The following is a 19,730-nucleotide window of genomic DNA, read 5'->3' as shown; positions in this document are numbered from 1 at the left end:
TCCTCCAGTTGGATTTCATGCTCCAAGCGTCAGCCTTTGACGGCTCCGCCCGTCAGGCCGGCGACGATGTATTTCTGGGCTGCGAAGAAGAAGGCGATCGATGGGATGATCGTCAGCGCTATGAAAGCCAGCGTGCGGTTCCATTCGACCATGTAGTCACCGCGGAACTGCATCATCCCGAGCGGCCAGGTGAACAGCTCCCTGGAGTTCAACACCACCAGCGGCAGCAGAAAATTGTTCCAGCTCGACACGAAGGCGAAGACTCCGACGGTCGCGAGAATGGGCGTCGACAGTGGCAGGGTGAACTGCCAGAAGAAGCGGATATAGCCGCATCCTTCGACATAGGCCGCCTCGAACAGTTCCTTGGGCAATTGCTCGAAAAAGGTCTTGAACAGCATGATCGACAGAGAAAGACCGAAGGCCGTCTGCGGCAGGATCACGGCCCACAGGCTGTCGAGCAGATTGAGGTCCCTGACCTTGATGAACAGCGGCAGGATCGCGGTTGCAAACGGAAACACCAGCCCAAGCAGGAGATAGGACTGGAGATAGCGCGCGCCGAAGAACTTGATCTGCGCGAAGACATAGGCCGCGGCCGCGCCGACGATCAAGGTCAACGCGACGGTCGACATCGATATGATCAGCGAATTGCCCATGTATCGCCAGAAAGCCGGATCGAGCGCGATGGCGGAATAGAATTCCGGGTGCCATTCCTGCGGCAGCCCGAACGGATTGATGYGCAGTTCACCGTTGGTCTTGAAGCCACCGAGAACGGTTGCCAGCATCGGCGTCAGCACGAAGACGGAGGTGATGGTCAGCGCCAGCCACCGGCCGGCACGCGGCAGAAGTTCCGACATTTTCATCGACGAGCCTCCCGATTGAGCTGGGTCTGGTAGACGGCCGCGACGGTGACGGCCGCGATGAAGAGCAGGACGCCGACGGCGCTGCCGTAGCCCATGCGGAAGCGCAGCAGGCCGAAGGTGTAGAGATAGGATACGATCGTGTGGGTCGAGTTCGACGGTCCCCCGTTCGTCAGGGGAATGACGACGTCGAAGAGCTGCAGCGAGCCGACGACCGCAAAGAAGCCGCTGACGACCAGGGCGGACCTGATTTGCGGGATGAGCACGTGGCGGGCAATCGCTGCGCGCCCCGCGCCCTCGATCTTGGCCGCTTCGATGAGTTCCTCGGGCACGCCTTGCAGGGCGGCGATATAAACCATCATATGAAAGCCGAAATACTTCCAGACGACGACGATCGTGATCGCGAGGAAGGCCCAGTTCCTGTCGGCCAGCACGAAAACCGGTTCGAGCCCGAGCGATCGGAACAATCCTGCCGCAAGCCCGACATTGCCGTCGAAGACGAAACTCCAGATCAGGCCGGAGGCGATCTCGGCGAGAATGAAGGGCACGAAGAAGACCATCCGAAAAATAGTGTTCGTCGGTGTCTTTCGATAGATCAGCAGCGCCAGGCCGAGAGCGAACGGTATCTGCACCACGAACGATACCAGCAGGATGATCAGCGTGTTGAGCAGTGAACGGTAGAAGACCGAGTGGTTGAGAACCTGGACATAGTTCTGCAGACCGACAAAGTCGGTCGGCGAGCCGTAGCCATTCCACTTGAAGAAGCTGTAGTAACCTGCATCGATCAAAGGCAGGATCACGAAGACCGTGAACAGCAGTAGAGCGGGCGGCAGCATCAAGGCGATCGCAGGCAGCCTGCTATCGCGAATCCAACTCGGCGCGCCAGCCGTCGCGGGTCGAGTGGCCAAACCATCAACTTGCATTGCATCCTCCTCCCAATCCGGATACGGGCGGGGGGGGCCACGCCGCCGCCCCAGATCATCACCGATTGACCCAAGCGTCCTGGATGGCCGCCGCGGCATCTTCGGGCGTGGTATTGCCCTGCGCGAGATCGGCGGACATGTCGTTGAAGGTTGCGCCGACATTCGCGCCGAGCGCCTGGTCGAGGAAGACCTGGTGGAATGTCGACCGGCCGAGAGCAGCAGAGATCTGGGCGAAGAACGGGTTCTTCAAACCCTTCTCGGCCCCGATCGCGACCGGAATGAAGAAGCCCTTCTCGGCGGACTGCGACTGGATTTCCTTGGTGGTGAAGAATTTCAGGAAGTCGATCGCTTCCGGCTTGGCGGACGCCGTGACTGCCCAGCCGTTGATGCCGCCGAAGGTATCGGTCGGAGCGCCCACGCCGTCCTTGACGGCGGGAAAGCGGATCAGGGCCAGGTCGGCGTCAGGAATCCCCTTCCCGCTTACGGAATTCTTGCGCGCGGAATCATAGTCCCAATCGCCCATGAGATGGAAGACGGCCTTGCCGTCGCCAAACATGCCGGAGGCTTGGCTGTAGGTGGCGTCCATGAACCCAGCCTGGAAGGGCTTTAGGTCGATGAGGCGTTTGAATTCACGGCCCGCCTTTATGAACGCTTCGGAACCGAATCCGTCGCCCGCCCCTGCCATCGCACCGGCGAAGCCCTTCTGTCCCGCTTCCCGGACGGCGAGGTAGCCGTAATAGAAATGCAGCGGCCACTTGTCCTTGCCCCCCACGGCAATCGGCGTGATGCCGGCGGCCTTCGCCTTCTTGACCGCCTCGAGAAAATCGTCCCAGGTCTTGATCGCGGCCGGATCGATACCGGCCTTGGCGGCAAGCGTCTTGTTGACCCAGAAGCCGACGTCACTGGCGCTCACGGGAACCCCGACCACCTTGCCATCGACCGTGAAGGCATTGACGCCGGCCGCCGACAGCGACTTCGCCCAGGCCCCGTTCACTTCGGCACTGATATCCCTAAGGAAGCCGGCCGCGGCCTGGTCCTTGAGAACACCGCCGCCCCAGCTGTAGAAAATGTCGGGCTTATCGCCGGATTGGAGAAGGGTCGGCAGCTTCTGTTTGAAGGCTTCCGTCTCCGCATATTCGAACTTGATGTCGATGCCGGGATGGGTGGCCTCATATGTCTTGGCAACCTCTTCGTTGAACGCCCTTTCATCGGGGCTCGTCTCAGAGCGGAATATTTTGACGGTCGTGCCGGCAAGCGCCACCGACGCAATCATAGAGGTTCCCGCCGCGAGTATCGCGGCCAGCATGGTAAGCTTTCTCATTCTCTCCTCCTTCAGGTGTGAGCCGTGATCGTTTCCATCAGGCCCGGTTGGTAAGCGTGGCAAAGGACTTGGGCGGCAGCACCGCCGACCAGACCGCGTTGGAAATGCCGACGCGGACTTCGCATTCTTCGTTCAGGGGATTTTGCAGCACGGCGACATCGGTGCCGTCATGGTTGCGGAACATGATCGCGTTTGCCGCCCAGCGCCCGGACGTCTCAAGCACCGCAGCACCTTCCCGCACAAAGCCTGCAAGATGGCGCATGAGCTGATATTCGGGGTTCTCGATCAACTCGCCCGTCTGGTCATCGACTGAGAACATCGAGTTCTGCTTCCAGCCCCAGGTGCTGATGCCGCCCTTTTTGAGCACCACATTCCAATAGACATAGGCCTGCACGCCGTTGCTCAGGAAGTGCTGCGCGAGATCGAAGACATAATGCGCATAGGCCCAGCTATTGGCGCCGTCGCCGCATTCATTTTCGGTCATGATCAGGGGCAGATCCGGCGCGGCTTGCCGAAACCGCTGAATGCCGTTCTTGCCCGCCCATTGAAAGCCGGCGCCGCCGATCCTTCGCCGCGCGACGGGATCGAGCAGGGTTGGCGCAACCCAATCGTTGAAACTCGGACGTTCAATGGTTCCGAGCCAGATTTCCGCATCCACGCGCCTGACGTCGAAGACGGGGCCAAGATCGTCGCGGATGAAGTCACGCAGCCGATCGCCGGTCCAGCAGCAGGAGGGGAATTTCTGATCGGAGTCAGGTTCGTTCTGGACATGTACGGCACTGATCTCAATGCCGAGCTCTCTGTAAGCTTCGACGAATTTGACGAGATAGAGCGCGTGCGCCTTGCGATATTCATCCTTCCAGATGAGCCTGCCGAAGTTATGGGCCTTGTGGTCCTTGAGCCAGGTCGGCGGACTCCAGGGCGACGCGAAGAGGGTGAAATCGCGGCCATGCGCCGCTCTGGCGGCGCGATGATAAGGCAGGAGATAACGGTGATCGCGTGCGATGGAGAAATGCTCCATCGGGAAATCATCTTCGGTTTCGTTATGGCTGTACCAGCTTTCGGCAAAGTCGCTCGCGCCGATCGGAAGACGGTTGTAATGCAGATCGAGACCCTGCGGCGAGAAGACCTTGTCGATCAGGATAGCGCGGGAGCCCTCTTCCGCCGCCTGAAGGGCGATCCATGATAGCTCGCTGAAGCAGGCGCCGAAGCCGCGGAAATTCGGCGTTATCGTGCCAGATGCTTCTACGTCCGCATTGCCGCCGACAGGGCGACATTCATCCTCCACCCAGGCGGCCTGGCTGGTTGAAACAATGATCCGCAATTGATCCTCCGGTACTCTCGGGCTTTTTGGCTCGGGTGATCCCGTGTTCCGTTCCCGCCCTTTGTCGGTCAGCTTGATAACACCGGATCACGCATATTGCAATACTTAATTAAGATAATTAAGTAAGTAGGAGATGTACAGCGTCTCGGGATTATGAGAGATCGTAGGAAGATCAATGAGATGTCCATCGCGATGCACGGAAAAGGCGACCCCGCGGAAATCAGGAAAACGAACCGAAGGCTCATTCTCGATATCCTGCGGCGGGAAGGCTCGCGCAGCCGGGTGGAGCTCGCGCAGACAACGGGATTATCCGGAGCAGCGGTGACCACGCTCATCACCGACTTGATGGAAGACGGCCTTATTTTCGAGGGCCCGCAACAGAAGAGTTCGGGAGGCCGCCGGCCCATCTCGCTGCAGATCGATTATGCCAGTCGATACTCGATCGGCGTCAAGATCATGTCTGGGAGTATCGAGGCGGTGTTGACCGACCTGGCGACCTCCCCTCTCAAATCCATCCAGCTCGATATTCCCGAACCGTCGCCGGAAATCGTGGCGGCAAAATGCCATGATATCGTCGCGCGCCTGATGCCGGATGAAGACGAACGGCGCAGGAAACTCGTCGGCATGGGTCTGGGGCTGCCGGGGCTCATCGACCGGGATCGGGGCGTCTGCATGAGGTCGCACCGTTTCGGTTGGGACACGGTTCCGATCGCCGCCCTGGTCGAGGCCAGTGCCAACATTCCCGTGTGGATCGACAACGACGTCAACGCCTATGCCATTGCGCAGCAACTCTTCGGTCATGGGCGTGCGCATGGTTCGATCGCGGTGTTCATCATGGGAACCGGGGTCGGGGCAGCAGTTGTTATAAACGGACAGGTGCTGAGCGGGTCGCATTATGCGGCCGGCGAGATCGGATTCTGCCGTGACCCGGGCGATCCGGCATCCGCGGCGACGTGGGATGCGCGGTTTTCCGAACCCTCGCTCATGGAGCGATGGCGGCTGATCGGAGACGGAACCGACCTCCAGCACGCTGCCGAAAGCGGCAACCCCGAGGCGATCGCGTTTCTTGAACAGACCGGCCGTGAACTGGGCGAGCGGCTCGCCAACCTCGTCATGTTCGTCGATCCGAAGCTAGTCATCGTGAGCGGCGAGGCTATTCGTTTCGGGTCGCATTTGACGGATGCGGTCCGGCAGGGTTTCGAACGCCAGTATCCCCTGACCAGACCTGAACTCGTCATCGACTGGCATCCCGACTATTGGGCGCGGGGCGCTGCAGCGCTTGCGATCCAAAGCTTCTTTTCAGCGAAATAAGGTGGGGCGACGAAACATCAGATCGCAAGCACGCACTCAGCCCCGCTTGACCGCATGCCATACTTGACGCCTTACTGAATGGAATTCTCGGCCTATCGGCCACCTTGGGAGTCCATCTCGTGACGTTGAGACATCAGATCATCGCGCTTGCGATCATTCCGCTGGTGATTGCGATCCTGGCGATCACGGCCTTCATCACCTGGCAATCGGCAAAGCTCGCCCGAGATAATATCGCGACATTCGAGCAGAATATGCTGAAGGCCAAGGAAGCCGAGATTCTCAACCTGACCCATCTCGCACTGTCGGCAATCCAGTCAACCTATGGCGAAGCGGCTCTCGACGACCAGGCCGCCAAGGACAAGGTGGCGGCGATCCTGACCTCGCTCGATTACGGCAAGGACGGCTATTTCTTCGTCTATGATTATGACGGCAACAATATCGTTCATCCGCGCCAGAGTTTTCGGCACGGGCGCAACTGGCTGAACCTGACCGACCCCGATGGCGACAAGGTGATCGCCCAACTGATCGCCACGGCCAAGGCCGGCGGTGGCCTGCACCAATACAAATGGCAGAAGCCGTCCACCGGACAGATCGCCGACAAGCTGTCCTTTGTCGTCAGCCTCGACAAATGGCGATGGGTCGTAGGGACCGGTGTCTATCTCGACGATGTCTATGCGCAAAGTGCCGCCGCGAACATCGCCATGCGCGCCAGTATCAAGAAGACTTTTGTGATCGTCGCGCTGATCGCCGTGCCTGCGGTGCTGGTCGTGTTCACCACCTGCATGTTTCTCACCTTCCATGAACGCCGCATGGCCGATGGCCGGCTAAAAGAATTGACCCAACGGGTGATCGACACACAGGAAGAGGAGCGTTCGCGGCTGGCGCGGGAACTGCATGACGGCATCTCCCAAAACCTGCTTGGCGTGCGCTACACGATGGACCTTGCCAGCCGCAAGGTGAAGACCAATGTCGAGGAGGCCGCCGTCACGATCGACCGCGGTGTCGAAGCGTTGAACGGCGCGATCAAAGAGATCAGGCGGCTCTCCCATGATCTGCGTCCACGTGCCCTCGACGATCTCGGACTGACTGCAGCGCTTGAAGCGCTCTGCCATCATTTTGGCGAGCGCACGGCAATCGAGACGGAAATCGGCGCGGCGGGCTTCGTCGATATGCTGAAGCCGGAGGCGAGCACAGCCCTTTACCGCGTCGCGCAGGAGGCATTCAACAATGTCGAACGGCATTCCGGCGCCACCAGGCTTGACGTCAGGCTCTGGACTGATGGGGGACGCGCGCGCATGACAGTGTCGGACAATGGCACCGGCTTCGGCAAGGAGGGGGCCGCGGATAGATCTGGCCTCGGCCTGCGCAACATGCAGGAACGGATGGCGCATTTCCGTGGCCTGCTTCTGATCGACAGCAGCGCGGCGGGCACGACGCTGACGGCGATGATGCCGAAATCGGCCAATCGCCTTCCACTCACACGCGCGGAAGCCGCATGACCGACCGCTTCAAGATCAAGATCCTGCTGATCGACAATCATCCGCTCGTGCTCGATGGCCTGAAGGCCGTGCTCGAAACCTTCGACCATATCGAAGTCTCCGGCACTGCGGCGTCGGCACAGCTCGGCCTCGATATTGGAAAACAGGTCCGGCCGCAGGTCGTGCTCATGGATATCAACATGCCGAAGCTCAGCGGCATCGATGCGATCGAGCTTTTCCGCAAAGAGCTGCCCGAGGCACGGATCGTGATGCTGTCGATGCATGACAGCCGCGAATATATCTCCTCCTCCGTCATGCGCGGCGCTGCGGGCTATATCCTCAAGGACGTCTCGACCGATGAGATCGTCAAGGCGATCGAGATCGTAGCCGGTGGGGGGAGATATTTCTCGTCCGGTGTTCACGATGCGCTGATGGAGCGGGGTTCTCCCGACGAGGGCGACGGCCTGACGCCGCGCGAACGCGATACGCTCGGCCTGATCGTCGCCGGCCGCAGCAACAAGGAGATCGCCGAGAGCCTCGGGATCACCCCCGCCACGGCGGAGACACATCGCAAGAACCTCAAGAAGAAGCTCGGGATCGCCACGACGGCCGGCCTCATCCGCTACGCGCTGGATCATGGAATCGGCGCGAAAGCAGGGTAAAACCCGTCTACCCAGTTCTGGGTAGGCCCGGCTATTTCATGCCTTGAGCCCCCTTGCCGGACGAAAAGCTCCGCCATAGGACTTCGCTACGGCTGGCCGAGCGCGAGCCGTTGGGAGGACTTCAAATGCGTCACGCCTTCTTCCGTTCATTCGGAAAACCGGTCGCTGCAGGACGAGCCAGGCTCACTCCGTCCAGCGACTGACAAATCACCTTCCAAGCCGACAACTGCAACTTGGTGCCGACATCCGGCGCCCGAGAGGTATCCGACGTGGAAAAACCACAGAACAAGGCAGCGCTCTGGCTGCTCGTCATTCCTTATATCGGCCTGCTCTGGCCGGCCTTCTACAATATGCGCGAGCCGGCTCTGTTCGGTTTCCCGTTCTTCTACTGGTATCAGCTGCTCTGGGTGCCGATCACCGCCGCGCTGACCTGGATCGCCTATCGGAGCACGCGCCATGACGACTGAGATCAATCCCACCGCACTCGCTGTCTTCATCTTCTTCTTCGCGCTCGTCACCATCATGGGCTTCGTCGCCAGCCGCTGGCGCAAGCCTGAAACGCTTGCCCACATCGATGAATGGGGTCTGGGCGGACGCAGCTTCGGCACCTGGATCACCTGGTTCCTGGTCGGCGGCGATTTCTATACCGCCTATACGGTCATCGCGGTACCGGCTCTCGTCTATACGGTCGGCGCCTATGGCTTCTTCGCCCTGCCCTATACGATCGTCGTCTATCCCTTCGTCTTCATGGTCATGCCGGTTCTGTGGAAACGCGCCAAGGATTTTGGCTATGTGACGGCGGGCGACGTCGTGCACGGGCAATATGGCTCGCGCGGTCTCGAACTTGCCGTCGCAGCCACGGGCGTGATCGCCACCATGCCCTATATCGCATTGCAGCTGGTCGGCATGACGGCGGTGCTGAAGGCGCTCGGCCTGCATGGTGAACTGCCGCTCGCCGTGGCCTTCATCGTGCTGGCGCTCTACACCTATTCGGCCGGCCTGCGCGCGCCTGCCCTGATAGCCTTCGTCAAGGACATCATGATCTATATCGTGGTACTCGCCGCCGTGGCACTGATACCCTCAAAGCTCGGCGGTTATGCCAATGTCTTTGCCTCTGCCGATGCCGCGTTCCAGGCCGCAGGCAAGGGCAATCTCTTGCTCGGTGGCGGCCAATATGTCGCCTATGCGACGCTTGCTCTTGGTTCGGCGCTCGCAGCCTTCATGTATCCGCATACGCTGACCGGGATCTTCGCCTCCAACAGCGGCAAGACGATCCGCAAGAACGCCGTGCTTCTGCCGGCCTACACGCTGCTGCTTGGCCTTCTCGCCCTGCTCGGCTACATGGGCCATGCCGCAAACTTGAAGCTCGACAGCGCAACCGACGTGGTTCCGACCCTGTTCAAGACGCTGTTCTCCGGCTGGTTCTCCGGCTTTGCTTTCGCCGCGATTGCCATCGGCGCGCTGGTGCCGGCGGCGGTGATGAGCATTGGCGCGGCCAATCTCTTCACCCGCAATTTCTGGAAAGCCTATGTCGATCCCCGAGTCAGCAACGCCGGCGAAGCCAAGGTGGCGAAAATCACCTCACTGGTGGTGAAGGTCGGTGCGCTGCTGGTGATCATCTTCCTGCCCACCCAGTTTGCACTCGATCTGCAATTGCTCGGCGGCATCTGGATCCTGCAGACGCTTCCGGCTCTGGTTTTCGGGCTCTACACCAACTGGTTCAAGGCGCCGGCACTGCTGGCCGGCTGGTTCGTCGGCTTCTTTGGCGGCACATTCCTCGTCTGGGACGCCGGTTGGAAGCCGCTGCACATGATCAGCCTCGGCGGAGAACCTTTCACGGTCTATACCGGTCTGCTTGCACTCGCCGCGAACATCGTGGTCGCGGTGGCGATCAACGCCATGGTTCCGGCGAAAGCTCCGGCAAACGCCTAAACCTGTCGGGTGCGGAGGGCTTCAACCCTTCGCACTCGAAGCCGTCGGCGAAGATGTGGCGCGGCCACGGAAAGCGGCGGATAGCAACCCGTTCTTATCGCTCAACGCCTTTTAAATCGGCGTCCAAACCAAGGCTCGCCAGCAGGCGACGGACATAGGCTTCCAATCCGCCGACCATATCGAAGCGGTCGGGATCGCGCAGCCAGAGCATCTGCAGGCCGTCCATCACCGCGATCAGCTCAGCTGCCATCGCCTTGCCATCGATCCTGCCATCCACCGTGCCATCGGCGGCGGCCCACTCGAAAGTCGTTGCGATGTCGTTCTGCAGTTGTGTGGCACGATCGCGGAACCAGGCTTTGGCGGGGTGATCCTTCGTCAGACTCTCGGCGTTCAGGATAGCGAAGGCGCGGACGACTTCGATCATCTCGGCATTGCGGCGGAAGACTTCGATCATGCCCGTAAGCAGGCTGCGAAGATCAGCGCGGTAATGGCCGATGATATCGGCACTGTCGAGATCGCGCTTGTCCAGTATGGCAAGCAGAAGATCGACCTTGGTGGGGAAATGATGCAGCAAGCCAGGCAGCGACAGGCCGACGTCCCGGGCCACGTCGCCTATGGCGGCATTCTGGTAGCCGTCTTCGGCAAAGCGCCGCATCGCAGCTGTCAGGATTTCGGCGCGACGCATTTCTCCCTTCGGGGATCGGCGCCTTTTTTCCTCCTGCACGGACTTCAATTCGCAAAGCTCCCCATCGTTTTCTTCTGCTTCTTCTATCCGGATGGCGACGGTTTGACATCCCTGCAGCAGATTTCTTCAGCGCCCCCCTTCATACATCATGGTCCGGCTATTGACATCTTAAAAATACCGAGTAATCGGTAAGTTTAGTGACGACAGTGGCGGCTGGAGGCCTGCGACTCGGCATGTCCAAATTCGATTGAACGGGAGGTTTGCATGATCGATTCCATTCTCGACCAGATGACGCTCGAAGAGCAGGTCTCCCTGCTGTCCGGCGCCGATTTCTGGACGACCGTTCCCGTCGAGCGGCTCGGCGTGCCAAAGATCAAGGTGACGGATGGGCCGAATGGCGCGCGCGGTGCCGGCTCTCTGGTTGCCGGCGTAAAGGCGACCTGCTTTCCCGTTGCGATCGCCCTTGGCGCCACCTGGAATCCTGATCTCGTCAAGCAAATGGGTGTGGCCCTCGCCGGCCAGGCGAAGAGCAAGGGGGCTGCCGTGCTGCTTGCACCGACGGTGAACATTCATCGATCCGGCCTCAACGGGCGGAATTTCGAATGCTATTCCGAGGATCCCATGCTCACGGCCGAACTGGCCGTCGCCTATATCCAGGGTGTGCAGAGCCAGGGGATCGCGGCGACGATCAAGCATTTCGCCGGCAACGAATCCGAAATCGAGCGGCAGACCATGTCCTCCGACATCGATGAGCGGACCCTGCGTGAAATCTACCTGCCGCCGTTCGAGCAGGCGGTCAAGCGCGCCGGCGTGATGGCCGTCATGTCATCCTATAACCGCCTGAACGGTACCTATACGAGTGAGCATCCCTGGCTGCTCACCCAGGTGCTGCGCGAGGAATGGGGTTTCGACGGCATCGTCATGTCGGACTGGTTCGGCTCGCATTCGACCGCCGAGACGGTCAATGCCGGCCTCGATCTCGAAATGCCGGGACCGGCGCGCGACCGTGGCGAGAAGCTGGTCGCGGCTGTGCAGGAAGGCGAGGTCGACGCGGAAACGGTGCGGGCGGCGGCGCGGCGGATATTGCGGCTGCTCGAGCGCGTCGGCGCGTTCGAGACCAAGCCCGATCTTGCCGAACAGGCGGTCGACCTGCCCGAGGACAGGGCGCTGATCCGGCGCCTCGGGGCCGAAGGCGCCGTGCTGCTCAAGAATGACGGTATCCTGCCGCTCGCCAAGACGTCGCTCGACCGGCTTGCCGTGCTCGGACCGAATGCGGCCACGGCACGCGTCATGGGTGGCGGCAGCGCGCAGATTGCGGCGCACTACTCGGTCAGCCCGCTCGACGGCATTCGCGCGGCGCTGTCCAATGCCAACAGCATCAGCCACGCGGTCGGCTGCCGTCATAACCGCTTGATCGACGTCTTCAAGGGCAAGATCACCACCGAGTATTTTAGAGGGCGCGGCTGCCAGGGCGCTCCTGTTCATGTCGAGACTGTCGACAAGGGGGAATTCTTCTGGTTCGTGCTGCCGTCAGGCGAACTCGACCCGGCCGATTTCTCGGCCCGGATGACGATGCAATTCGTGCCCGAAGAGAGTGGCGACCATGTCTTCGGCATGACCAATGCCGGCCTGGCGCGCCTCTTCGTCGATGGCAGGCTTACGGTCAACGGCTATGATGGCTGGACGCATGGCGAGAACTATTTCGGCACCGCCAATGACGAACAGCGCGGTTCAGTCCTGCTCGATGCTGGCCGGGCCTATACGGTCACCGTCGAATATGAACCGTCGCCAGTGACCGAGGAGGGAATCAATCTCACGGCCATTCGTTTCGGCGTCGAAAAGCCGCTCGGCGAGGCCGATCTCCAGGCAGCGGTCGAGATTGCCCGCAACGCCGATGTGGCGCTGCTCTTCGTCGGTCGCGACGGCGAGTGGGATACTGAAGGGTTGGACCTGCCCGACATGCGGCTTCCGGGCCGGCAGGAGGAACTGATCGAGCGTGTCGCTGCCGCCAATCCCAACACGATCGTCGTGCTGCAGACCGGCGGCCCCGTAGAAATGCCCTGGCTCGGCAAGGTTCGCGCCGTGATGCAGATGTGGTATCCCGGGCAGGAACTGGGCAATGCCGTCGCCGACGTCCTGTTTGGCGATGTCGAGCCCGGCGGGCGCCTGCCGCAGACATTCCCGAAGACGCTATCCGACAATTCCAGCATGACCGGCGATCCTGCCGTCTATCCTGGCAAGGACGGACAGGTACGCTATGCCGAAGGCGTCTTCGTCGGCTACCGGCATCACGATATACGGGGCGTCGAGCCACTCTTCCCATTCGGCTTCGGCCTTGGATATACCCGCTTCAGCTGGAGCGAGCCACGTTTGTCAGCCGCTGAAATGGGTCCCGACGGCGTGACGATCAGCATTGACTTGACCAATATCGGCGAACGGGCCGGTTCGGAACTGGTCCAGCTCTATGTGCGCTCGCCCAAGACCAAGGTGGAGCGGCCGGACAAGGAACTGCGCGCCTTCACCAAACTTTTGCTGCAACCCAATGAAACGGGCACGGCTGTGATGACCATCCTGCCGCGTGACCTCGCCTATTTCGACGTCGAGGCCGGCGCCTTCCGGGCCGAGCCGGGCGACTATCAGCTGATCGTGGCATCAAATGCAGCGGATGTCAGGTTCGTCATCGACCTGCCCTCACCCTTCAACTACGTCCTGCCGCCTTCGTGCTAGCGGCAGGCTGAAGGACCCCGGTCGAGTTCAAGTGCGATCGCGTCGCTCACGTGTCGCCATGGCCTGAACGATCCATCGCATTCGGAGGATTGTTATAGCCTACGAAATCGCAGCCAACAGGACGCCGGGGATGCGCCCGGCGCCGGGTCTCCGCCCGATTTTCACCGTCTCATTTTGCTGTTGATAATACTTTACGTATGTTAAACATGAACTATCCGGCATATTGAAGAAATCACCAAAGTATTTTACAAATGACAAATGCAGAAGAGCGCGAAAGAGATGTCGCATCAGGCGATCGTCGAGGCCGCCTGGTCGATGGCCAGAAACGAGGGCATTGCCGGTCTGACGATGACGAAGATCGCCAAGGCCGCCAGTCTCACCCGGCAGGCCGTCTACTGGCATTTCCAAAGTCGTACCAATCTGCTGTTCGAGGTGGCACAGTTCAACGACCGGCAGCTTGAGTGCGCCGATGTCCTGTTCAACGGTCTTCCTGACGTCTCTGGCGTGGAAAGCCTGGTAGCGATGCTGAAGGTCTGGCTCAATTCCATGCCGACAGCCGGCCCGCTGCTCCTGGCGCTCTATTCCGCCTCGCTGACCGACGACGATGCCCGCGACGCGCTGCAGGCGCGGATGAAGGATTTGCGCGACACGATCGAGAAGGTTTTTCTCAAGCGCATCGAGGCGGAGGGCCATGTCAAGGACGGCACAGACATTGTCGAGGCCGCCTGCTTCATCTACATGCTCGCCTCCCCGCCCTCCTGGCAGCAGATCACCCAATGCCTGGGCTGGAACCACGACTTTTTCGTCGGCTATGTGATCGACAAGGTGCTGGAGCTTTATGTGAAGCCGGAGTTTCGGGTGACAGTGAACCGATAGCCGATGCATGGCGCGGTATTCCCAGCCAAGTCGAGCAGGCCCGCATGCCCAACACTTAACCGGCAAGATCGTCGGACATCGAGATCCGCATCGTCTCTTGCAGCAAAACTGTTCTTTGTTTTGCGCATGTCTCCCGAAGCCGGAGACCCTTTCGGGAGACAGCAGTCGATGAGGCGTGTCCTCTTGGCCTCAGATGTCGAGCGTCGACTCGCGTTCCCAGGCCGTGAAATGGGACGCGTAAGCGTTCCACTCATTGTGCTTCAGCTTGAGGTAGGCCGCGGAGAAACCAAGGCCCATCGCCGCCCGGAGGTCCTCATCCTTCTCGTATTCACGCAGAGCGTCGAGAAGGTTGAGCGGAAGTTTCGGTGCGCCGGTGACTGTGTGACCGTCTTTGTACATATCGATATCGTAGTGGCGGCCCGGATCGGCCTTGCTGCGCAGCCCCGACAAGCCGGCGGCAATAATGATCGCCTGGAGCAGATAGGGGTTCACCGCCCCGTCGGGCAGGCGCAATTCGAAACGGCCGGGCCCAGGCACGCGTACCATGTGCGTGCGGTTGTTGCCGGTCCAGGTGACGGAATTCGGCGCCCATGTTGCACCGGAGATCGTCCGCGGCGCATTGATGCGCTTGTAGGAATTGACGGTCGGATTGGTGATCGCCGCCAGAGCAGAGGCATGTTTCATGATGCCGCCGAGGAAGTTGCGGCCCTTCTGCGACAGGCCGAAATCGGCTGTCTTGTCGGCGAAGGCATTGGTGGCGCCATCCGTGCTCCACACCGAAATGTGGCAATGGCAGCCATTGCCGGTCAGGCCTTTGAACGGCTTCGGCATGAACGTGGCGCGCAATCCGTGCTTCTCGGCGACCGACTTGACCATGAACTTGAAGAAGGAATGCTTGTCGGCGGTCGCCAGCGCGTCATCGAACTCCCAGTTCATTTCGAACTGGCCGTTGGCGTCCTCATGATCGTTCTGATAGGGGTTCCAGCCGAGTTCGAGCATATAGTCGCAGATTTCGGCAATCACATCGTATCGCCGCATCACGGCTTGCTGATCATAGCAGGGCTTTTCCGCGGCATCGAATTCATCCGATATCGCGGTGCCGTCAGAGTTGATCAGGAAAAACTCCGCTTCGACGCCCGTCTTGACGCGATACCCCTCGCCTGCCGCTTCCTTGATCAAATTCTTCAAGAGAACGCGGGGCGCCTGGTCGACGGGCTTGTCTTCCATCGTGCAATCCGCAGCCACCCAGGCGACTTCCTTTTTCCAGGGAAGCTGGATGACCGAGGATGCATCGGGAATGGCAAAGAGGTCCGGATGCGCAGGCGTCAGGTCCAGCCATGTGGCAAAGCCGGCAAAGCCCGCACCGTCCTTCTGCATACCGGCGATCGCAGCTGTAGGCACCAGCTTGGCGCGCTGGCCTCCGAAGAGATCGGTATAGCTGATCATGAAATATTTGACGCCGCGTTCCTTGGCCCAGGCCTCGAGATTGTCAGTCATTCGTAGTTCCCCATTCTTTGCCGGAGGGGCTTTTGCCCCTTCATTCAAAAGGGCCGCACCAGTGCTCGGTGCGGACCGAATTCGCATGGGTCGACGATCGCCGGCATACGCCTCATCAAGTGCGTGTCAGGCAAACGCCGCCCGGTTGGTTCTCACGTCAGAAGCTCCCCCTGCCCGGATACCAATTCGTGCCGGCCAGCGGCACCTGGGCCATGGCGGCAGCCTCCATCGTCAGCGCGCAGAGATCTTCCGGTTCGAGATTGTGGAGATGGTTCTTGCCGCAGGCGCGCGCGATCGTTTGCGCTTCCAGCGTCATGACCTTGAGATAGTTGGCTAGCCGGCGGCCGGCAGCGATCGGATCGAGCCGCTGCATCAGTTCAGGATCCTGGGTGGTGATGCCGGCCGGATCCTTGCCCTCGTGCCAGTCGTCATAGGCGCCGGCCGTGGTGCCGAGCTTCTGGTATTCCTCTTCCCAGCGCGGATCGTTATCGCCGATGGCGACCAGGGCCGCCGTGCCGATCGCCACTGCATCAGCGCCGAGTGCCAGCGCTTTGGCGACATCGGCGCCCGAGCGGATGCCGCCCGAAATGATCAGTTGCACCTTGCGGTGCATGCCGAGTTCCTGCAGCGCCTGGACGGCCGGGCGGATACAGGCCAGCGTCGGCATGCCGACATTTTCGATAAAGACATCCTGCGTGGCCGCCGTGCCGCCCTGCATGCCGTCGAGCACCACGACATCAGCGCCGGCCTTCACCGCAAGCGCCGTGTCGTAATAGGGCCGCGCACCGCCGACCTTCACATAGATCGGCTTTTCCCAGTCGGTGATCTCGCGCAGTTCCATGATCTTGATTTCGAGATCGTCCGGGCCGGTCCAGTCGGGATGGCGGCAGGCCGAGCGCTGGTCGATGCCCTTGGGCAAGTTGCGCATATTGGCAACGCGATCGGAGATCTTCTGGCCGAGCAGCATGCCGCCGCCACCGGGCTTGGCGCCCTGGCCGACGACGACCTCGATAGCGTCGGCACGGCGCAGGTCCTTGGGATTCATGCCATAGCGTGACGGCAGGTACTGATAGACCAGTGTCTGCGAATGGCCGCGCTCTTCATCGGTCATGCCGCCATCGCCTGTTGTGGTCGAGGTGCCGGCAATGGTGGCGCCGCGGCCGAGCGCTTCCTTGGCATTGCCCGAAAGCGCACCGAACGACATGCCGGCAATCGTGATCGGCGTCTTGAGCGTGATCGGCTTCTTGGCGAAGCGGGCGCCGAGCGTCACCGTCGTATCGCATTTCTCGCGATAGCCCTCGAGCGGATAGCGCGAGATCGATGCCCCGAGAAACAGGAGGTCGTCGAAATGCGGCACCTTGCGCTTGGTGCCGGCGCCACGGATGTCGTAGATGCCGGTCGCGGCCGCACGGCGAATCTCTGCCAGCGTATAGTCGTCGAAGGTCGCGGACTTGCGCGGCGGAGTATAGGGATTGTGATAGGACATGGAGTTTCCCCGCCTCAATATGCGTCGGCGTTATCGATGTTGAAGTTGTAGAGCTTGCGGGACGAGCCGTAGCGCTTGAACTCCTCCGGCCTGGTGTGCGTGACGCCGGCCTTTTCGAGAAGATCTGCAAGCTTTTCGAGATGCTCCGGGCGCATCTCCTTCTCGATGCAGTCCGCGCCCAGGCTTTTGACTGAACCGCGCACGAAGAGCTTGGCCTCATAGAGCGAGTCGCCCAGCGCATCGCCGGCGTCGCCCAGAACCACGAGATGGCCGGACTGGCCCATGAAGGCCGACATATGGCCGATATTGCCATGGACGACGATGTCGATGCCCTTCATCGAAATGCCGCAGCGCGAAGCCGCATTGCCCTTGATGACCAAGAGGCCGCCGCGACCGGTGGCGCCTGCATATTGGCTGGCGTCGCCTTCGATGATCACCGTGCCGGACATCATGTTCTCCGCCACGCCGGGGCCGGCCGACCCCTTGACCGTGATCGTGCCGCCATCGTTCATGCCGGCGCAATAATAGCCGACGGAACCCTTGACGGTGACGCTGAGCGGGCTGTCGATGCCGACGGCGACCGCATGGCTGCCGCGCGGGTTGACGACTTCGAAACTGGTGTCATTAGTGCCCGCCGGCAATCCGTGGAGCGCGCTGTTGAGTTCACGCAAAGGCGTTTTGGAAAGGTCGAATGTCGGCATTGAATCCTCGTTGATGTCACGACGCCGGACAGAAAGCCGGCGTCACTTTCCCGGCGTCCGTCAGGCAGCCTTGGCGTGATCCCAGAAATAGACTGTGGCGGGTTCCGGCTCCCAGACGCGGGCATTTTCGATGCCGGGCAGATTGACGAGCGCGCGGTATTCGGAGCCGAAGGCGACATACTGATCCGTCTCGGCCATGACGGCTGGCTTGCAGGCGATCGGATCGCGGACGACGCCGAAACCCGACTTGGTGCCGACGACGAAGGTGAAGAAGCCGTCGAGATCGTCGAGCGCGCCGGTCAGCGCCTCGCCGAGATCCTTGCCCTTGGCCATTTCGGCGGTCAGGTAGGCGGCGGCAACTTCCGTATCGTTCTGCGTCTCGAAGGTCATGCCTTCACGCACCAGTTCGCGACGCAAATTGTTGTGGTTGGAAAGCGAGCCGTTGTGTACCAGGCATTGATCACTGCCGGTCGAGAACGGATGGGCGCCAAGCGTCGTGACCGCCGATTCCGTCGCCATGCGGGTATGGCCGATGCCATGCGTGCCGGCCATGGCCCGCACGGCGAAGCGCGTGACGACATCCTTGGGCAGGCCGACTTCCTTGTAGATCTCGACGCTTTCGCCCGATCCCATGATCCGGATGTTCGGACGGACGGCCGCCAGGATGGCACGAATCCCATCCAGCTTTTCGAAGGGAATATCCAGCACCGCGTGGGTGCTTTTTTCCGTGACCGAGGCTTCGACGCCATTTTCCTTCAGCGCTTCAGCAAGGCCGGAAAAATCGGCGGTCGGATCGGCTGACTGGACGGTCACTTTCGCTCTGCCGCTGGCCGCGCCTCCATAGATCGCGATACCGGCGGAATCCGGCCCGCGGTCAGTCATGGTGACAAGCATGTCCGAAAGCAGCTGACCAAGCTGCGGTTCAAGGCTTCGATCTTTCAGGAACAATCCGACAATACCGCACATGAGCTAACCCTCCGTCTTCGTGTCTTAAAAATGGCTATCAGGTCTCCAGTGGTTTTTCAACCTCAAGAATATTTTTTTCTTGTAAGGCAAGTTATTTCGACTTTCCGCGTTGCGGATAGCTAATGATCGACAGATATCGCGCGGGCAGCTTCACAAGAACCTCTGGCCCGTGCGGGGCATCCGCATCGAAGAACAGACTGTCGCCGGGCTGCATGGAATAAAGCTGATCGCCATGACGATAGACCACCTCGCCTTCGAGCATGTAGAGGAACTCCATTCCCTCATGCTGAAAAGTCGGAAAGACATCGGAATCTGCCGTCAATGTTATGAGATAGGGCTCGACGGTGACGCCTGTCGAATTGTTGTCGATGTGGCCGAGCAGATTGTATTGATGGCCAGCGCGCGTACCGCGGCGCTCAAGCTCAACACCCTGGCCGGACTTGACGAATACGGCATTGTGCGGCTCCTCATAGCGGCGGAAGAAGGCCGATAACGGCACCCCCAATGCTTTCGATAGCGACTGCAGCGTTGTCAGCGACGGCGAGATCATGCCGTTCTCGATCTTCGAAAGCATTCCGAGCGAAATTCCGGTGGCGGCAGCGAGGTCTGTGACCGTGATCCCGAGCTTCTTACGATAGGCCCGGACCTCATGACCGATCGCCATTTCAAGATTGTTTTCCTTCGGCTCGCGAACCGCGTGCGGGTCCTGCGACAAAGCCGGGCTTTTACCATGTAGGTGCGTATCGTCCGGTATTTTGACCGCCTTGGTTTTCATTCGATATCCTTTTTGCAGGGCAAGGTCTGCCGATGAGACCCTATCCTCCCAGTGAAATTTTCTCAACTGTAACGAAAATCCTGCCGGGAGAGACCGGGCGCCTGACGGAGCCTTGACACATCAGCCGATTGTCCTCGATCCATCTAAGGAATGGTCACCTGCAGCCGGTAACGATATCCGGTTGGCCCAGGCGAGCCGGCTGGTCGAAC

The 19,730-nt window shown here is 60.6% G+C and carries 17 protein-coding genes; 7 read left to right on the top strand and 10 right to left on the bottom strand.

What is annotated here, in order from left to right; genetic code table 11:
- Positions 1-29 precede the first annotated feature (29 nt).
- Genes AC1DYF_RS08910 through AC1DYF_RS08895 form a run of 4 tightly spaced genes read right to left on the bottom strand, consistent with a single transcriptional unit; the run spans position 30 to position 4,425 of the window.
- Entirely contained in the window at positions 30-860 is an 831-nt protein-coding gene (locus AC1DYF_RS08910) for a carbohydrate ABC transporter permease (protein ID WP_477876350.1), read from the bottom strand.
- Positions 857-1,780, bottom strand: coding sequence for a carbohydrate ABC transporter permease (locus AC1DYF_RS08905; RefSeq protein ID WP_477876349.1), 924 nt, complete (start codon positions 1,778-1,780; stop codon positions 857-859). The genes AC1DYF_RS08910 and AC1DYF_RS08905 overlap by 4 nt, the downstream gene beginning before the upstream one ends.
- Positions 1,781-1,838: 58 nt before the next feature.
- The gene (locus AC1DYF_RS08900) at positions 1,839-3,101 is read right to left on the bottom strand and encodes an ABC transporter substrate-binding protein (RefSeq protein ID WP_477876348.1); all 1,263 of its coding nucleotides are present in this window, start codon (positions 3,099-3,101) and stop codon (positions 1,839-1,841) included.
- 37 nt (positions 3,102-3,138) lie between these two features.
- Positions 3,139-4,425: a glycoside hydrolase family 30 protein gene (locus AC1DYF_RS08895; protein ID WP_477876347.1), complete on the bottom strand. Its 1,287-nt coding sequence runs from the start codon at positions 4,423-4,425 to the stop codon at positions 3,139-3,141.
- Positions 4,426-4,605: 180 nt separating this feature from the next.
- On the opposite strand from AC1DYF_RS08895, the gene AC1DYF_RS08890 reads away from it, so the two are divergent.
- From AC1DYF_RS08890 to mctP, 5 genes are all read left to right on the top strand, one after another.
- Complete coding sequence (locus AC1DYF_RS08890; protein WP_477876346.1) at positions 4,606-5,736, top strand: ROK family transcriptional regulator; 1,131 nt, start codon at positions 4,606-4,608, stop codon at positions 5,734-5,736.
- Between the two features lie 119 nt (positions 5,737-5,855).
- Positions 5,856-7,235: a two-component system sensor histidine kinase MctS gene (mctS, locus tag AC1DYF_RS08885; RefSeq protein ID WP_477876345.1), complete on the top strand. Its 1,380-nt coding sequence runs from the start codon at positions 5,856-5,858 to the stop codon at positions 7,233-7,235.
- A complete protein-coding gene (gene mctR, locus AC1DYF_RS08880; protein ID WP_477876344.1) occupies positions 7,232-7,876 on the top strand; it encodes a two-component system response regulator MctR in 645 nt (214 codons plus the stop codon). The genes mctS and mctR overlap by 4 nt, the downstream gene beginning before the upstream one ends.
- Positions 7,877-8,145: 269 nt before the next feature.
- Positions 8,146-8,343: a DUF3311 domain-containing protein gene (locus AC1DYF_RS08875; RefSeq protein ID WP_477876343.1), complete on the top strand. Its 198-nt coding sequence runs from the start codon at positions 8,146-8,148 to the stop codon at positions 8,341-8,343.
- A complete protein-coding gene (gene mctP, locus AC1DYF_RS08870) occupies positions 8,333-9,808 on the top strand; it encodes a monocarboxylate uptake permease MctP (protein ID WP_477876342.1) in 1,476 nt (491 codons plus the stop codon). Before AC1DYF_RS08875 ends, mctP begins: the two co-directional genes overlap by 11 nt.
- A 94-nt stretch (positions 9,809-9,902) precedes the next feature.
- Here the strand turns inward: mctP and AC1DYF_RS08865 are convergent, their stop codons facing one another.
- Positions 9,903-10,493, bottom strand: a complete 591-nt coding sequence (locus AC1DYF_RS08865) for a TetR/AcrR family transcriptional regulator (protein ID WP_477876341.1) — start codon at positions 10,491-10,493, stop codon at positions 9,903-9,905.
- A gap of 264 nt (positions 10,494-10,757) precedes the next feature.
- On the opposite strand from AC1DYF_RS08865, the gene AC1DYF_RS08860 reads away from it, so the two are divergent.
- On the top strand, positions 10,758-13,220 hold the full coding sequence (locus AC1DYF_RS08860) for a glycoside hydrolase family 3 C-terminal domain-containing protein (RefSeq protein ID WP_477876340.1): 2,463 nt from the start codon (positions 10,758-10,760) through the stop codon (positions 13,218-13,220).
- A gap of 258 nt (positions 13,221-13,478) precedes the next feature.
- Positions 13,479-14,096: a TetR/AcrR family transcriptional regulator gene (locus tag AC1DYF_RS08855; protein ID WP_477876339.1), complete on the top strand. Its 618-nt coding sequence runs from the start codon at positions 13,479-13,481 to the stop codon at positions 14,094-14,096.
- Positions 14,097-14,285: 189 nt separating this feature from the next.
- Here the strand turns inward: AC1DYF_RS08855 and glnT are convergent, their stop codons facing one another.
- The 5 genes from glnT to AC1DYF_RS08830 form a co-directional block, all read right to left on the bottom strand.
- Positions 14,286-15,593: a type III glutamate--ammonia ligase gene (glnT, locus tag AC1DYF_RS08850; protein WP_477876338.1), complete on the bottom strand. Its 1,308-nt coding sequence runs from the start codon at positions 15,591-15,593 to the stop codon at positions 14,286-14,288.
- A gap of 157 nt (positions 15,594-15,750) precedes the next feature.
- Positions 15,751-17,079, bottom strand: coding sequence for an FMN-binding glutamate synthase family protein (locus tag AC1DYF_RS08845; protein WP_477876337.1), 1,329 nt, complete (start codon positions 17,077-17,079; stop codon positions 15,751-15,753).
- Between the two features lie 14 nt (positions 17,080-17,093).
- Complete coding sequence (locus AC1DYF_RS08840; protein ID WP_477876336.1) at positions 17,094-17,780, bottom strand: GltB/FmdC/FwdC-like GXGXG domain-containing protein; 687 nt, start codon at positions 17,778-17,780, stop codon at positions 17,094-17,096.
- Between the two features lie 60 nt (positions 17,781-17,840).
- Positions 17,841-18,746 (bottom strand): class II glutamine amidotransferase, encoded by a 906-nt coding sequence (locus tag AC1DYF_RS08835; protein ID WP_477876335.1) that lies wholly within the window; start codon positions 18,744-18,746, stop codon positions 17,841-17,843.
- 91 nt (positions 18,747-18,837) lie between these two features.
- Entirely contained in the window at positions 18,838-19,521 is a 684-nt protein-coding gene (locus AC1DYF_RS08830) for a helix-turn-helix domain-containing protein (protein ID WP_477876334.1), read from the bottom strand.
- Between the last annotated feature and the right edge of the window lie 209 nt (positions 19,522-19,730).

It is taken from the genome of Rhizobium sp. P2_G9 (assembly GCF_056403475.1).
The sequence above is the reverse complement of the archived record's forward strand: the minus strand, read 5'-3'. Positions and strand labels throughout refer to the sequence as shown.

Coding starts and splice junctions, on each gene's coding strand:
- AC1DYF_RS08905 (WP_477876349.1), bottom strand. CDS start 1,780: ATGCAAGTTGATGGTTTGGCCACTCGACCCGCGACGGCTGGCGCGCCG.
- AC1DYF_RS08900 (WP_477876348.1), bottom strand. CDS start 3,101: ATGAGAAAGCTTACCATGCTGGCCGCGATACTCGCGGCGGGAACCTCT.
- AC1DYF_RS08890 (WP_477876346.1), top strand. CDS start 4,606: ATGTCCATCGCGATGCACGGAAAAGGCGACCCCGCGGAAATCAGGAAA.
- mctR (WP_477876344.1), top strand. CDS start 7,232: ATGACCGACCGCTTCAAGATCAAGATCCTGCTGATCGACAATCATCCG.
- mctP (WP_477876342.1), top strand. CDS start 8,333: ATGACGACTGAGATCAATCCCACCGCACTCGCTGTCTTCATCTTCTTC.
- AC1DYF_RS08865 (WP_477876341.1), bottom strand. CDS start 10,493: ATGCGTCGCGCCGAAATCCTGACAGCTGCGATGCGGCGCTTTGCCGAA.
- AC1DYF_RS08860 (WP_477876340.1), top strand. CDS start 10,758: ATGATCGATTCCATTCTCGACCAGATGACGCTCGAAGAGCAGGTCTCC.
- AC1DYF_RS08855 (WP_477876339.1), top strand. CDS start 13,479: ATGCAGAAGAGCGCGAAAGAGATGTCGCATCAGGCGATCGTCGAGGCC.
- glnT (WP_477876338.1), bottom strand. CDS start 15,593: ATGACTGACAATCTCGAGGCCTGGGCCAAGGAACGCGGCGTCAAATAT.
- AC1DYF_RS08845 (WP_477876337.1), bottom strand. CDS start 17,079: ATGTCCTATCACAATCCCTATACTCCGCCGCGCAAGTCCGCGACCTTC.
- AC1DYF_RS08840 (WP_477876336.1), bottom strand. CDS start 17,780: ATGCCGACATTCGACCTTTCCAAAACGCCTTTGCGTGAACTCAACAGC.
- AC1DYF_RS08835 (WP_477876335.1), bottom strand. CDS start 18,746: ATGTGCGGTATTGTCGGATTGTTCCTGAAAGATCGAAGCCTTGAACCG.
- AC1DYF_RS08830 (WP_477876334.1), bottom strand. CDS start 19,521: ATGAAAACCAAGGCGGTCAAAATACCGGACGATACGCACCTACATGGT.